Raw genomic sequence first — 14,021 nt, forward strand, 5'->3', positions numbered from 1 at the left:
CAGCCTCGGTCGGGGTAGGTCCACTGCGCGCTCTCGCCGTCCGTCCGCACGCCGCCCGCCGTCCCCAGCCCGGTGACGGGACCGGACAGCTCCACACGCTGCCCGCCCGTCCGGGCGCTGACGGCCAGCGAGGCCGTGTCGATCTCGGCCGTTCCGCCGGCCACCGTGATAGCCACCCGATTGCCGTCTACACGCGGCGCGTTCGTCTCCGGGACGCGCGAGCAGGCCGCGGATCCGGTCACGACCAGTCCGGACAGCATCAGCAGTACCCATACGCGTCGAGGTTTCCGCCATCTCATACCCGCCACGTTCACGGTCTCCGATGAGAGTTGGATGAGAACGCCCAGTTCGGGGCCGTCCGTATGATGCCGTGGCATGCGGGTGCTGGTGGTGGACGACGAGGCCGCGGTGCGCGACGCCCTGGTGCGGGCCCTGGCCGCGGAGGGCTACGACACGCGCGGGGTGGGCGATGGCGCGACCGCTCTCACTGCGATTGCCGACTGGCAGCCGGGAGTGGTGGTGCTGGACATGGTCATGCCGTTCCTGGACGGCCTGACCGCCTGCCGCACGCTACGGGCGCGTGGCGACCGCACCCCGATCCTCATGCTCACCGCCCGCGACGCCGTCGCCGACCGCATTGCCGGACTGGATGCCGGCGCCGACGACTACCTGGTCAAACCCTTCGATCTGGAGGAGTTGCTGGCGCGGGTGCGGGCGCTGGTGCGGCGCACCCAGCCCGCGGACGGTGCGGTGCTGTGCTGCGCCGATCTGGTCATGGACACCACCGCCCATACGGTGCGCCGCGGCGGACACGTCATCGAGCTCAGCCGAACCGAATTCGCGCTGCTGGAGGTCCTGCTGCGCAATGCCGGACAGGCGCTGCCCCGCGAAATGCTGGTCGAGCGGGTGTGGGGGCGGGTGGCCACCTCGAATTCGCTCGAGGTCTACATCCGCTATCTGCGGCGCAAACTCGATATCGACGAGCTGCCGCCGCTCGTGCACACCGTGCGCGGTATCGGCTACCGCCTGGGGCGGATGTGAGGCGGCTCGGGCTGCGCGGCCGGATCGCCGCGTTCTTCGTGCTCGCCATGGCCGGGGCGCTGGCGGGCATGGCGGCGGCGGCCTATCTGGTGGTGGGCCACCAGTTGCACAGCGCCCTGGATACCGGTCTGCGCCGGGAGGCCACCCGGATCACGCGGCAGTTCGCGACCGAGCCCGCGGTGGCCGCCCTCTCCGGACCCTGCCGCTACCTCGCCGCCCCGAGTTGTGTTCAGGTGGTGACGGCCGACGGCACCGTCGAATCGGATACCCGGCCCGAGGACACGCTGCCGGTGGACGACCGCACCCGCGCGGTCGCGAAGGGTTCCGCGGCGGCGTACTTCAGCGATTTCACGATCGACGGCCTCCCCATGCGCATGTACACCGCGCCGCTGCGGCCGGGCAGTGCCGTCCAGGTGGCGCAGCGCGCCGATACCGTCCCCACGGGACAGCGCCGGGTCGGTCTCGCTCTGCTCGCGGCGGCGGGGGCGGGCACGCTGCTGGCCGCCGGAATCGGGACCATGCTGGCGCGCCGCGCGCTCGCCCCCGTGGAAACGCTCACCCGGGCCGCCGAGGAGGTGGCGCGCACCCGAAACCCCGACCGGCACATCGTGATCACCGGATCCGATGAACTGGCCCGGTTGGCCGCCAGTGTCAACACCATGCTCGACGAACTCGACGCGGCCCTGACCGCGGAACGGGATGCCCGTGCGGCACAACGGCGTCTGGTCGCCGACGCCTCCCACGAACTGCGCACCCCGCTCACCGCGCTGCGCACCGATATCGATCTGCTGCGCCGCGCCCGGCGGCTGTCCCCTGAACACCTCGACGAGACGGCGGCCGCGCTGCGCGTGCGGGCGGAGGAACTGTCCGGCCTGGTCACCGACCTCATCGACCTCGCCCGGAACGACGATCCGACCGCACCCCGGGTGCCGTTCGAGGACCTGCGCGCGGACACGCTGGTGCGCGACTGCCTGGACCGGGCTCGAAGGCATTGGCCCGCCATCGCTTTCCACACCGAGCTGGAACCGACCACCGTGTACGGCAACCCCGAGCGGCTCACCCGCGCCGTCACCAATCTGCTCGACAATGCCGCCAAATTCAGTCCGCCGCACGGCACGGTCCGGGTGGAACTGACCGGCCGGTGCCTGTCGGTGCGCGACAGCGGCCCCGGTATCGCAGCACCGGACCTGCCGCATGTCTTCGACCGCTTCTACCGCTCCTCCACCGCCCGCTCGACACCCGGCCACGGTCTCGGCCTGGCCATCGTGGCCCAGGTCGCCGCGGCACACGACGCCGAGCTCACCGTCGCCTCCGAACTCGGCCACGGCGCGGAGTTCCGGCTGTCCTTCCCCGCTGCCCGCACCGAGCGCTGACCGCCCGCATTATGCTGGGGCGGCGCGAGATTCGGCCGGCCGCCGTGTCGGGTGCACCAGGGATATACCGCGAATTCACTCCGGATGGCTTGGATCACTTACTCCCCCCGCAGGGGCCGCGGTACCGGACAGGAGTTCGCCATGCTCGCCAGAATCACGCTGCGCCGCACCGTCATTCCGGATTGGCATGAGCTACTGGCGGCCTTCTGCGGCCAGATCGGTGAGCAGCCCGGCACCCACCCCGTCACCCGCTGCGCCTTCGCACTGGCGCAGCTGCACCTGGTATCGCAGGGTCATCCCCAGCACTCCGGTGAGATCGACGGTGTCCGTGCCGAACTCATCGCCGATATCGACGAGTGGGTGCGGCGCAATGTCCCGCGCGCCGCGCAGCGCCGGGAGTCCTTCGGCACCGCCGTCGATCGCATGGCGGCGGCGCAGGTGCACGCCAGTACCGTGCTGCGCACCGCCGCCAGCGCCTCCGACGAACGGGTCCACACCGCGTGGCATCGCCTGGCGACCCTCGCCGACGCATGGAACGACCGCATCCACGGCCTCGCCTGAACGCGCTACACCAGGGCCGGTGTCCGGGCGGCGGCGCGCGGGCCGCGAGCGCGGTATTCCTGTGGCGGACAGCCCTTCCAGCGCCGGAAGGCGCGGATGAACGAGGCGGCCTCCGCGTAACCGAGGCGGGCGGCGACCTGTTCGGTGGTCATATCGGTGTGGTCGAGCAGTTCCTCCGACAGCGTCTGGCGGACCTCGTCGAGCAGCGCCCGGAAGGAGGTGCCCTCCTCGTGCAGCCGCCTCGACAGCGTGCGCTGGCTCATGTACAGCTGGGCGGCCACGGCGGTCTGGTCCGGGATCTCGGCCGGGTCGCGCACCAGCAGATCCCGCACCGCGCCCGCGACCCCGGTGCGGGCCTGGCGGCGGGACAGCAGTTCACGACACAGCTGCTCGCAGGTGCTGCGCGCCCATTCGTTGGCCCGCGGCGGCGCGCTGTCCAGACACGCGCTGTCGAAGGCGATCTCGTCGACCGGATGGTCGAAGGTCGGTTCGGTGCCCAGGATGTCGCGGTAGCGGGTGGTGTCGGCGGGGCGGCGGTGCCGGAATCCGATGCGGCGGACGGGGACCCCCGTGGTGAACAGTTCGCGACCGAGCAGCAGCACACCCGTCATGACCCGTTCGACGAGAAAGGATCGCACGTCGGCGGGCACCTCGTCACCGTCGAACCGCAGCCGCGCCTCACCCTCGGACTCCTCGAAGGACAGCCCGCCGCCCACGAAGGACTGGTCCACATAGCGCAGCGCCACGTCCACCGCATCGCGCGGGGTGCGACTGCCGATCAGGCTCAGGCCCCACGGGCCGTGCAGGCCGACGTGGTCGAGGGCGCCCGCCGCCACCCCCAGTCCCGGTTCCCGACCGAAGCGCGCGAGCAGGGCGCGCATGACCGCGAGTTCCTGACCCGCCGTGACCTCGGCGCTCGGATCGACCAGCGCCGTCGTCGGCAGCCCGGTGCCCGCCAGGCAGTCCGCCGCGGGCATCCCCCGTTCCTCCGCCAGTCGTGTCAGAACGCGTACCCCGGAGGTATTCCGCAGCAGATCCCAGTCACACATGTACCCGTACCCTCATCGCCGTCGAACTGTCCCAGCGGGTTGGCGACAGATATCAACACCAACCGTTCCCTGTGACGAAACCTACAAAATGAACGGTGGTGTACACAAGACCGAACGCCAACTGACCCAGACCGCTACACCGCCAGTGATACCGGACAGAACCGATGGAATCCCCCCGAACAGGGGATACGGCACGGCACACCGACACTACTGTCTCAGTCACCACCGTTCGCGGGAGAGATGCGTCGCCGCGCCCAGTAGGGTGGGGCGAACATCAGAGCACGAGGAGGTCGCGGTGCAGGAAACCGCCGTCGTCACCGGCGCATCGTCCGGAATCGGGAAGGCAACCGCGGCGGCGCTGGCGGCCCGCGGCTACCGAGTGATCGGCACCAGCCGCAGTCCGGAGGGCATTCCGGACGCCGATCGGGTGCCGAGCGTGGAGTACCGCGCCCTCGACCTCACCGACGACGCGTCCATCGCGGAGTTCGCGCGCGGACTCGGCCCGGTCGACGTGCTGATCAACAATGCCGGGGAGAGCCAGGCCGGGCCGCTGGCCGAACTCCCCGGCGACGCGGTGGCGCGGTTGTTCCGGCTCAATGTGCTCGGCCCCGTCGCCCTCACCCAGGCCGTGCTGCCCGGAATGCGCGAGCGACGCCGTGGCCGGGTGATCATGGTCGGCTCCATGCTCGCGAGTTTCCCGATGCCGTACCGCTCCTCGTACGTGGCGACCAAGGCGGCGCTGCGCGGCTTCGCGACCGCCGCGCGATTCGAGGAGTCACCCTTCGACGTCTGGATCACCACGGTCGAACCGGGGCAGATCGATACCGGCCTGCGCGAGCGCCGCACCAGATACCTCGACGAAGGTTCCGCGCACACCGCGGATTTCACGCGCTTCATGACCGCGCTGGATCGCAAGCAGTCCGAGGGCATCACGCCCGAGCGGGTCGCGGAGACCATCGTCCGGGCCGTCGCGGCCGATCGCCCGAAACCGCTGTACGCCGTGGGCAGCAATGCCCCGCTGTTGTTCGCGGTGCGGCGGCTGCTGCCGCGCACGGTCATGGAGAAGGCCATCGCCACCGCCTACGGCCTGAAGCGCTGACCCGGCCCGGACTCAATTCGACCGCACGTGCCGCTCCAGGAACCGGTCGAACGCGTGCCGGGACAACTGCGTGCCCCAGTCACCCCAGTTGATGTCGTAGGCGTGCTCGCCGTACGGAATCGACAGCAGTTCGTGTGCCACACCGGCCGCCGCGAGCAGCCGGGCCAGCTGGGCCGACTGGGCGTGCGGCACCACGTGATCGCGGGTGCCGTGCATGAGCAGGGTCGGCGGCAGCCCGGGCCGCACATAGCTCACCGGCGCGGCCGCCGCGTAACGCTCGGGCACCTGCTCCGGGGTGCCACCGGTGTAGTCGCGCAACAGTTCCCGCGTTCCCGCGACCAGATCCGGATCGTGCCAGCCCGCCCGCAGGTCGGTGGCCGGGTAGAGGGCGGCGACCGCCCGCACCGCGGTATCGGTGACCGCGCAGCTGGGCTGGACGCGGTCGTCGGAATACGCCGCCACCAGAGCCAGATTCCCACCCGCCGAAGCGCCCGCCACCACCACCCGCTCCGGATCGAGACCGTAGCGTTCGGCGTGCTGTTTCACCCAGCCGATCGCGCACTTCACGTCGGCGGGCGCCTGATCCCAGCGCGGCGGCGGACTCAGCCGGTAGTCGATGGCGAAGACGGCGTAGCCGCGCTCGTTGAGCCACTCGTGCCAGCGCGGTGACTGCGCGCGATCACCCTCGGCCCAGCCGCCGCCGTGCACCCACACCACGGCCGGACGCGGCGAATCCGAGGTTCCCGACGGCAGTTTCACATCGAGCAGCAACTCCCGGCCGTCGACGACGTTGTAGCCGACCCCGAAGCGCGGATCCAGCGATCCGGTATTCGATCCCGCCGTGATGTACTCACCGAACGACAGGCTCGCCCCCTGCCGCTGCGCCTCCCGCCAGGACGCCACCAGCGGCACGACGGCCGCCGCCGCACCGACCACGCACACCAGCGCGGTGAGCGCACCCAGCCAGCGAACCACGGCGTGCCCGCGCAGCCGGGCCAGCAGCGCCAGCCCCGCGCCCGCGATGCCGAGCGGAATCAGGAACAGCCCGTAATTGCTGACCACCGCCGACAGCCGCACCAGCGGATCGGATATCGGGTAGCGGGCGATGACATAGGTGCTCATTCCCATTACCGCCGCGATCAGTACCGCCACGAAGGCGAATAGCCAGCGAACGATCATGCGCGCTATTAATCCATGCCGCGCCGCGCCCGGCGCGACGGCACGCCGACAGAAACCGCCATTCCGGTAACAGTGTCGAATTGCGCCGCGCATTACGGCAATAAGCTCCGAACCTCTCCGTTAGCCTCGAAAGCGGATACCCCGCGCGGCCCGCCGGAGCACCGGCGCATGACGGGTCCGCGCCTGCGTCGGCCGTGTCGCCATCCTGCCTCCTCGCCGACGCCTGCCCAGCGAGCGGGTGTCGAGGAAGCTACACCGCCTCGACACGGGAACCGAGGGAGGGAGCGGCCGTGCAGCCCGAGTCCGCATCCCCGCGCGGCGAGACCGCCTCGGCCCCGCACATCATCCGAAAGAACCTCTCCGCCACCGCGATATCGAGTCTGCGCACCTTCGGCCGCACGGTGGACCTGGCCGTCGAATCGGTGCGCGGCGCGGTCACCGACATGGTGGCGCGCACCTTCCCCTGGCGCGAAATGCTGCACCAGGCTTGGTATCTCATCACCGTCACGGCACTGCCCGCCATCCTCATGGCGATTCCCTTCGGCGTGGTGGTGTCGGTGCAGGTGGGCAATCTGATCCACCAGCTCGGCGCGGATTCACTGCTCGGCGCGGCGGGCGGTCTGGGCGTCATCCAGCAGGGCGCGCCGATTGCCACCGGACTGCTGCTCGGTGGTGCGGGGGCCTCGGCCATCGCCTCCGATCTGGGGGCGCGCACGGTGCGCGAGGAAATCGACGCCCTGCGCGTCATGGGTATCGACCCGGTGCACCGACTCGTCGCACCACGGGTGGCGGCCATGCTTTTCGTGGCACCGCTGCTCAATATCCTGATCGTATTCGTGGGCATTCTGGCCGGATACGGGGTGGCGATCGGCGCGCAGAATGTGACGCCCGGAAGTTACTGGGCGACATTCGGCGCGTTCACCGTTCTCGCGGATGTCTGGATTTCCCTCGGCAAGGCAATGCTTTTCGGATTCATCGTGGTGATCGTGGCCTGTCAGCGCGGGCTGGAGGCCCGGGGTGGGCCGCGCGGCGTCGCCGACGGCGTCAACGCCGCCGTGGTGCTGTCGGTGGCGGCCATCATCGTGGTGAATCTCGCCATCACGCAGGTGGTCACCATGTTCCTGCCGATGCGGGTGGCATGATGCGCCCACTGGAGAACGCCGGATTCGCGGTCGGCTTCGTATGGCAGGCACTCGCCGGGATCCCGGTGACGCTGGCGCGGTATCGCGCCCAGACCATGCGCACCATCACCGATATGACCTGGGGCCGCGGCTCGTTCATCGTCGGCGGCGGCACGGTGCCGATGCTGGTGGTGCACGGCATCGCCATCGGCGCGGGGGTCGGCATCCAGTCCTTCGCCGCCCTGGACCTGCTCGGGCTGGGCTCGGTCACCGGCGTGGTGTCGGCCTTCGCGAATACGCGCGAACTCGCTCCCATCGCCGCGGCCGTCGGGTTCGCCGCGCAGGCGGGCTGCCGGATGACCGCCGAGATCGGCTCCATGCGCATCTCCGAGGAGATCGACGCCATCGAATCCTTCGGCCTGCGCTCGGTCCCGTTCGTGGTCACCACCCGGGTGATCGCGGGGGCGGTGGCGATCGTGCCGACCTTCCTGATCGCGCTCATCCTGTCGTATCTGGCCTGCGATACCGTGATCGTGCTGCTGCACGGCCAGGCGGGCGGCGTCTACGACCACTACTTCTTCCAGTTCACCAGCGGCTACGACATCGTCGCGGCGGTGGTGAAGATCCTGGTGTTCGGCGTCGCGGTCATTCTCATCCACTGCTACTACGGCTTCTTCGCCTCCGGCGGACCGGAGGGCGTCGGCATCGCCTCGGGGCGAGCGGTGCGCGCCAGCTTCGTCGCCATCGTCGGCCTGGACATGGTGCTGACGCTGCTGCTGTGGGGCGTCGACTCGGCCATCGAGTTCCCGGGGTAGCCATGCCGAACTACGCGATTCCCGGGGTGCGGACCACACGGCCCATGGCCCGCGGGCTCGGCGTGCTGCTGGTGATGTGCACGGTGGCGGCGGTGCTGGCCTGGAACGCCTACCAGCGGCGAGCACCCGCGGACACGCTGCGAATCCAGTTGCGCACCGAGCAGATCGGGGCGGGCATCGGCGTCGGCACGGCGGTGCGGTTGGACGGGGTGGCGGTCGGCCGGATCGCGGCGGTGCGGCCCGTCGAGCGGGGGCGGCAACTGCTCACCCTGGAACTGGACCGGTCCCAGACCGCCGGCCTCACCGATACTTTCGGCGTCGACTACGCGCCGGAGAATCTCTTCGGCATCAGCACGCTGGCGCTGCGCGCCGAAGCGGGCGGCGCGCCGCTGCGCGACGGGCAGCTGATCGATGTGGGCGGACGCGTCGAGGACGTGACCATGGGCGCGCTGCTGCGCACCCTCACCGGAACCGTCACCGAGGTGCTCACTCCCGAACTCACCGAACTGCTCACCCGCATCGACACCGATCTGCGGGCCTTCACGCCGATCATCGAGGCGGTCGTCGAGCTGGGCCGGATCGTCGCCGACACCCAGGTGTACCCGTCGTCGTTCCTGATCGACCAGTACGGGTCGTTCCTGAACGGGTTCGGCGCGTTCACCTCCGCCACCTTCCGGCTGGCGGCGGCCCTGATGGATATCGAGATCTTCCGGACCGAACGGGAGCGCTACGACACGTCCATCACCGTCATCCGCGACGGGGTGCTGCTCGGTCTGGCCGATACGCTGCACACCCTGCGCACCCACCTCGGCGGACTGATCGGCGCGCTCACGCCCACCGTCGAGGCGCTGGCGGGCACGGTGCCCGATCCGGCGACCTCGCGGGCGCAACTCACCGAACTCATCGAGCGCCTGGACCGCGTCTTCGCCGACACGCCCGACGGTCCCGTGGTGTCGCTCGAGGTGACCCTGCGCGGCGTCCCGGCGGTGGGCGTACCCCTGCTCGGGCAGCAGGCGTTCACGGCTCTCACACAGCCGGAGGGGGTGCGATGACGAGAGGGGCGACGACGAGATCCGCCACGGTCGGGGTGCTGGTGCGGCTCGGCGTGTTCACCGCCGCCATGCTGGCGCTGCTGTTGGTGGTGATCACCGCCATCCTGCGGCCGGTATCCGGCGACACCGTCGGATACCGCGCGGAATTCACCGATGTGAGCGGTCTGAAGCGCGGTGACGACGTGCGCATGTACGGGGTGCAGGTCGGCGAGGTGACCGCGATCGAACTCAGCGGCGCGACGGCAGTCGTCCGGTTCACGGTGCGCACCGACCGGCCCGTCTACGAGAGCAGCGGGCTGGCCATCCGGTATCAGACGCTCACCGGGCAGCGGTATGTGGATGTGCGGCAACCGGATCGGCCCGGCGCGCGGCTCGGGGCCGGTGCCACCATCGGGCTCGACAAGACCATCCCGTCGTTCGATATCACCCAGCTGTTCAACGGCCTGCGGCCGGTGCTGGAGGAGTTCTCCCCCGGCGCGCTCAACCACTTCGCGGAGAGCGTGCTGGCGGTGATCCAGGGCGACGGGTCCGGTATCGGGCCCGCCCTGGACGCCTTCGAACGACTCAGCCGCTATGTGAGCGACCGGCAGGCCGTGCTGTCGCTCATCGTGTCCAATCTGCAGGACATCTCCGACCAGATCGGCGGCAAGTCCCCGCACCTGGTCACCCTGCTGCGCGGGATCGCCGACGTGTTCACCGCCCTGAACATCGAACTCGACGGGCTGCTGCTGTTCGCCGACACCGCGCCCTCGGCCCTGGGCCCGCTGAACAGTCTCATGGCGACGCTGGGATTCACCGAGCGCAGCAATCCGCTGCTGGTGCGGGACCTGCGGCTGCTGTTCCCGGATCCGGACCAGGCCCTCGACGTGCTCGGCCGCCTGCCCGGCCTGTTGCAGACCCTGGCCGACCTGCTGCCACCGGCCGACGGCACACCCGGCCGGGCCGACCTCACCTGCTCGCGCGGACCGGCCCCGGTGCCCGCGCCGTTCGCCGTGCTGATCGCCGGACAGAGGATCGCGATATGTCGGAACTGACACCCGCGCGGGAGCTGCGGCTCGGCCTGTACGGGGCCGTGGCGCTGGTCGTGCTGCTCATCGCCACCGGCATCGTCTACGTGCTGCCGATCGGCAAGCGCGTCTACACCGCCGAACTCACCGAGGCCCGGTCGGTGGATGTGGGTGACGAGGTGCGGATCGCCGGAATCGGGGTCGGCGCGGTGAAATCCCTGGAACTGCTGCCGGATCGGGTCCGCATGACCTTCACCGTGGACGACAACGTCCGGCTCGGCGACCGCACCGCCCTCGAGGTGCGCATGCTGACCGTGGTGGGCGGACACTACATCGCCGCCTTCCCCGCAGGTGACGAACCGCTCGGCGACCAGGTCATTCCGCCGGAGCGGGTGCGCCTGCCCTACAGTCTGATCCGCGTTCTCCAGGACGCCGCCGCACCGGTCGCCGAGGTGGACGGCGATACGCTGCGGGCCAACTTCGCCGCGCTGGAACAGGCCCTGGAGGAGAGCCCGGACGCGCTGCGGCGCATGGGTATCGCCGTGGAGAGCATCGTGGGCGTGCTCGAACGGCAGAACGCGGAGATCTCGCGGGCGCTGACCGTGATGGACGAGTACCTCACCGTCATCGACGCCAACACCGCCCTGCTGGGCACCTTCGTCCGCAAGCTCGGGGACATCGAAACCCGTGGGCTGGCGAAGAAGGCCGAGATCGCGGAGGCGCTGCTGGTGACCAGCCAGCTGCTCTCGCGCATCGCGGCCGTCGAACCCGCCTGGCGCGAGGTCCTGGAACCCCTCGCAGACCAACTCGTGCGGGCCGTACCGCAATTGGAGGAGCTGGGACGGCGCATCGACGCGTCGCTGCACGGCCTCGGACTGCTGCGCACCCGGCTGCGGGCGGCGATCACCCCCGAGCACGGACTGAGCGTCGACCAGTCCGCCATCACCGTCGAGGCCCCGCCGGTGTGCGTCCCGGTGCCGGGAAGGCGGTGCTGAATGAAACGCTTCCTCGGCTCACCGGGTTTCACGACCGTGGTCGGCGTCGCCCTGGTGGTGCTGGTCGCCGTGGTCGGCTACCTCGTCGCCTTCCAACCCGGGAAACGGATGCTCACCTACTGCGCCCTCATGCCCGACGCCATCGGCCTGTACCCGGGCAATGACGTGACCACGCGGGGGCTGCCGGTCGGTGTCGTCGACACCGTGCGTCCCCAAGGCGATTCGGTGCGGGTGAGCTTCCGGGTGGACGCCGAGCATCCGCTGCGCGGCGCGGTCACCGCCACCACCGTCTCCGATACCGTGCTCGCCGACCGGGAGCTGGAAGTGTTGGGCGACAACACCTCCCAGCAGCTCTGGGACACCGGGACCTGCGTTACCGAGACCTTCACGCCCAAGAGCATCAGCCGCACCCTGGAGGCGTTCTCCACCCTCGCCGATGAGCTGACCGGACACGGCGACCCCGCCGAACGGGAACGACTGCGCGACAGCGTGATCGCCTTCGACCGGGCCACCGACGGCACGGGGGAACGGCTCAACCGGGTCATCCGGGAGCTCGCCACCGCACTGCGGCAACCCGACGCCGCCATCGGACATATCGGCGATCTGATCGACGCCTTCAGCTCCATCGCCCGCAGCATCGCGCTCAACTGGGGTGACATCAAACTGGCGCTCACCCAGGCCGGGGAGGGCTTCGACTTCGTCAACCAGATGTGGGACCGCACGGTGCAGATCGTCGATTCCCTGCTGGTGATCCTGCCGTGGCTCAACCGCATGACCCTCGAGTACGGGCAGCCCGTGCTGCGCGGCCTCGACGCACTGGTGCCGAAACTGCGACTGCTCTCGGCGCACATCGGATCGCTGCGCCAGCTGCTGGAGCTGATCCCGGCCCTGGTCGGCGCCTTCCGCGACACCCTCGACCCGGAGACCGGACAGGTCCGGATCACCTATGCCCCACCGCGCGTCGCGCTCCCACCCCAGCTGGCCGACCAGGTGTGCGGGGCCGTCAACGCGGTCGCACCCGGACGCTGCCGCGACGCCGAGCACGGCATGGCGACGGCGGACCTGGTGCCACTCGTCCTCGGATTGGCAGGTGCACGGTGAACACACCACCTCCCCGTCGGCGACGCGCGGTCGCCGCCATGGCCTGCGCGGCGGTCGCCGCCCTGTCGGGCGCGTGCGGTGTCGACCCGGCCGCCGTGCCCGTGCCCGGCGCGTCCGTGGCCGGGCCGACCTACGAGATCCACATCGAATTCGCCAACGCGCTGAATCTGCCCGCCCAGGCCAAGGTGATAGCCAACGGCGCGAAGGTCGGCAGTCTGCGCTCGGTCGCCGTCGTCGACCCGTCGGCGGCGGGACCGGGGCGGATCGACGCCGTGGTCGAGATCTCCAGTGCGGTACGGCTACCGGTGCGCACCACCGCGCAGCTGCGACAGAACACGCTGCTCGGTGATGTGTACATCGGACTGACCACGCCACCCGGCGAGACCGGCGCGACCATTCCGCCCGGCGGCACCATCCCGCTGGAGCGGACCCAACCCGCCCTGCAGGTGGAGGATCTGCTCGCGGCACTGTCCGCCTTCGTGGGCGGCGGTGCGCCGCAGCGGATTCAGGACATCATCGAACAGGCCAACGCGGTGCTGCCCGCCACGCCCGAGGAGACGGCGCGCATCGCCGACCGGCTGGGCACCGACGTGCGCGATATCGCCGACAATCTGGATGCCGTCGACCGATTCCTGGACGGTTTCGAACGCAATCTCGAAGCGGTGCTGGCCAATCCGCGCGAACTCGGGACATTACTGAGCGAACGGGGCTCCCGGGAGCTGCCCGCGGATGTGCGGTCGCTGGTGTACACCCTCGGCATCCTCAGCTCGCTCGGGGTGATCGGGCAGTCGTTGCAGTGGACCGCGCCGCTGCTGCGCGCCGGAGACGCCGCCGCCAAGGCTTTCGTGCCGCTGCTGCTGGGCGGCAATCCGCTCGACCTCAGCGCACCGTCCAATCTGAACCGCCTGGTGGCGCTGCTGCGCGAGAAGATCATTCCCTTCGTGGAGCGCGGACCGAAGGTGAATGTCACCGGGGTACGGGTGGAGGGCGCGACCCTGCCCGCCGAGGAACGGATCGACGGGATCGTCCGGGCGCTGCGCATGATCGGAATGGTTCGATGAAGGCGAAAACCCCGCTCTCACTGGCCAGTATCCTCACCATCCTGGTGGTGGGCAGCGCCTACCTGGCGTTCGGCGTGGTGCGGGTGACCTGGTTCTCCGAGCAGGTGCACGCCACCATGTACGTGCCGGAATCCGGTGGGCTGCTGCCGCGTTCGAAGGTGCTGCTGTCGGGGGTGGAGGTCGGCCGGATCACCGCGGTCGAGCATGTGCCGGGGGCGGTTGAGGTGCGCTTCCGCGTCGACGCGGACTACCCGATTCCCACCGCCAGCGCCGTGCGGATCGAGGGGCTGTCCGGACTCGGGGAGTCCTATCTGCTGTTCGACCCGCCCTCGGCCGAGGGGCCGCACCTGAGCGACGGACAGGTGGTGCGGGCGACGAAGATCAGTGCGCCGGTGTCGATTCCGGATATCGCCCGCACCACCACCGAACTGCTGCGGCAGCTGGATCCGACGGCGCTCGCCTCCATTGTCGAGACCTTCACCGCGGCGACCGAGAACACCGAGGCGGTGATTCCGCAGCTGTCCCGGGCCACCGATCTGCTGGCGGCGACGCTGCTGGCCCGCACCG

At 70.1% G+C, this 14,021-nt stretch carries 14 protein-coding genes and 1 pseudogene; 12 read left to right on the forward strand and 3 right to left on the reverse strand.

The features are described from left to right. A pseudogene (locus tag QK444_RS19495) lies at window positions 1-299 on the reverse strand (hypothetical protein); the annotation flags it as partial. Window positions 300-375: 76 nt separating this feature from the next. On the opposite strand from QK444_RS19495, the gene QK444_RS19500 reads away from it, so the two are divergent. The 3 genes from QK444_RS19500 to QK444_RS19510 all read left to right on the forward strand — a co-directional run bounded on the left by QK444_RS19500 (window position 376) and on the right by QK444_RS19510 (window position 2,975). Continuing rightward, entirely contained in the window at window positions 376-1,041 is a 666-nt protein-coding gene (locus tag QK444_RS19500; RefSeq protein WP_282782319.1) for a response regulator transcription factor, read from the forward strand. Then, window positions 1,038-2,414, forward strand: coding sequence for a HAMP domain-containing sensor histidine kinase (locus tag QK444_RS19505; RefSeq protein ID WP_282782321.1), 1,377 nt, complete (start codon window positions 1,038-1,040; stop codon window positions 2,412-2,414). The genes QK444_RS19500 and QK444_RS19505 overlap by 4 nt, the downstream gene beginning before the upstream one ends. A 141-nt stretch (window positions 2,415-2,555) precedes the next feature. Continuing rightward, window positions 2,556-2,975, forward strand: a complete 420-nt coding sequence (locus QK444_RS19510; protein WP_282782323.1) for a DUF4254 domain-containing protein — start codon at window positions 2,556-2,558, stop codon at window positions 2,973-2,975. 5 nt (window positions 2,976-2,980) lie between these two features. Here the strand turns inward: QK444_RS19510 and QK444_RS19515 are convergent, their stop codons facing one another. Continuing rightward, entirely contained in the window at window positions 2,981-4,024 is a 1,044-nt protein-coding gene (locus tag QK444_RS19515) for an AraC family transcriptional regulator (protein WP_282782325.1), read from the reverse strand. 295 nt (window positions 4,025-4,319) lie between these two features. Here QK444_RS19515 and QK444_RS19520 point away from each other — a divergent pair, with 295 nt between their 5' ends. Then, on the forward strand, window positions 4,320-5,123 hold the full coding sequence (locus QK444_RS19520) for an SDR family oxidoreductase (RefSeq protein ID WP_282782327.1): 804 nt from the start codon (window positions 4,320-4,322) through the stop codon (window positions 5,121-5,123). A gap of 12 nt (window positions 5,124-5,135) precedes the next feature. Here the strand turns inward: QK444_RS19520 and QK444_RS19525 are convergent, their stop codons facing one another. Then, window positions 5,136-6,302 carry an alpha/beta hydrolase gene (locus tag QK444_RS19525; protein ID WP_282782329.1) on the reverse strand — a complete coding sequence of 389 codons (1,167 nt, stop codon included), beginning with the start codon at window positions 6,300-6,302 and terminating at the stop codon, window positions 5,136-5,138. A gap of 290 nt (window positions 6,303-6,592) precedes the next feature. On the opposite strand from QK444_RS19525, the gene QK444_RS19530 reads away from it, so the two are divergent. The 8 genes from QK444_RS19530 to QK444_RS19565 all read left to right on the forward strand — a co-directional run. Next, window positions 6,593-7,444 (forward strand): ABC transporter permease, encoded by an 852-nt coding sequence (locus tag QK444_RS19530; protein ID WP_282782331.1) that lies wholly within the window; start codon window positions 6,593-6,595, stop codon window positions 7,442-7,444. Beyond that, complete coding sequence (locus QK444_RS19535; protein ID WP_282782333.1) at window positions 7,441-8,238, forward strand: ABC transporter permease; 798 nt, start codon at window positions 7,441-7,443, stop codon at window positions 8,236-8,238. Before QK444_RS19530 ends, QK444_RS19535 begins: the two co-directional genes overlap by 4 nt. Before the next feature lie 2 nt (window positions 8,239-8,240). Further along, window positions 8,241-9,290 carry a mammalian cell entry protein gene (locus QK444_RS19540; protein ID WP_282782335.1) on the forward strand — a complete coding sequence of 350 codons (1,050 nt, stop codon included), beginning with the start codon at window positions 8,241-8,243 and terminating at the stop codon, window positions 9,288-9,290. Next, a complete protein-coding gene (locus QK444_RS19545; RefSeq protein WP_282782337.1) occupies window positions 9,287-10,324 on the forward strand; it encodes an MlaD family protein in 1,038 nt (345 codons plus the stop codon). Before QK444_RS19540 ends, QK444_RS19545 begins: the two co-directional genes overlap by 4 nt. Beyond that, window positions 10,312-11,292, forward strand: a complete 981-nt coding sequence (locus tag QK444_RS19550; RefSeq protein WP_282782339.1) for an MlaD family protein — start codon at window positions 10,312-10,314, stop codon at window positions 11,290-11,292. The genes QK444_RS19545 and QK444_RS19550 overlap by 13 nt, the downstream gene beginning before the upstream one ends. Further along, the gene (locus QK444_RS19555) at window positions 11,293-12,393 is read left to right on the forward strand and encodes an MlaD family protein (protein ID WP_282782341.1); all 1,101 of its coding nucleotides are present in this window, start codon (window positions 11,293-11,295) and stop codon (window positions 12,391-12,393) included. It begins immediately after the preceding gene. Next, complete coding sequence (locus QK444_RS19560) at window positions 12,390-13,454, forward strand: MlaD family protein (RefSeq protein ID WP_282782344.1); 1,065 nt, start codon at window positions 12,390-12,392, stop codon at window positions 13,452-13,454. The genes QK444_RS19555 and QK444_RS19560 overlap by 4 nt, the downstream gene beginning before the upstream one ends. Then, a partial coding sequence (locus QK444_RS19565; RefSeq protein ID WP_282782346.1) for an MlaD family protein occupies window positions 13,451-14,021 on the forward strand: 571 nt, incomplete at its 3' end. The genes QK444_RS19560 and QK444_RS19565, both read left to right, overlap by 4 nt.

Origin of the sequence: Nocardia sp. CC201C (assembly GCF_030010695.1) — a bacterium.
Taxonomy (GTDB): domain Bacteria; phylum Actinomycetota; class Actinomycetes; order Mycobacteriales; family Mycobacteriaceae; genus Nocardia; species Nocardia otitidiscaviarum.

Excerpts from the sequence above, each read along its gene's own strand:
- QK444_RS19500 (WP_282782319.1), top strand. The coding sequence starts at position 376 with ATGCGGGTGCTGGTGGTGGACGACGAGGCCGCGGTGCGCGACGCCCTG.
- QK444_RS19510 (WP_282782323.1), top strand. The coding sequence starts at position 2,556 with ATGCTCGCCAGAATCACGCTGCGCCGCACCGTCATTCCGGATTGGCAT.
- QK444_RS19515 (WP_282782325.1), bottom strand. The coding sequence starts at position 4,024 with ATGTGTGACTGGGATCTGCTGCGGAATACCTCCGGGGTACGCGTTCTG.
- QK444_RS19525 (WP_282782329.1), bottom strand. The coding sequence starts at position 6,302 with ATGATCGTTCGCTGGCTATTCGCCTTCGTGGCGGTACTGATCGCGGCG.
- QK444_RS19535 (WP_282782333.1), top strand. The coding sequence starts at position 7,441 with ATGATGCGCCCACTGGAGAACGCCGGATTCGCGGTCGGCTTCGTATGG.
- QK444_RS19540 (WP_282782335.1), top strand. The coding sequence starts at position 8,241 with ATGCCGAACTACGCGATTCCCGGGGTGCGGACCACACGGCCCATGGCC.
- QK444_RS19545 (WP_282782337.1), top strand. The coding sequence starts at position 9,287 with ATGACGAGAGGGGCGACGACGAGATCCGCCACGGTCGGGGTGCTGGTG.
- QK444_RS19550 (WP_282782339.1), top strand. The coding sequence starts at position 10,312 with ATGTCGGAACTGACACCCGCGCGGGAGCTGCGGCTCGGCCTGTACGGG.
- QK444_RS19555 (WP_282782341.1), top strand. The coding sequence starts at position 11,293 with ATGAAACGCTTCCTCGGCTCACCGGGTTTCACGACCGTGGTCGGCGTC.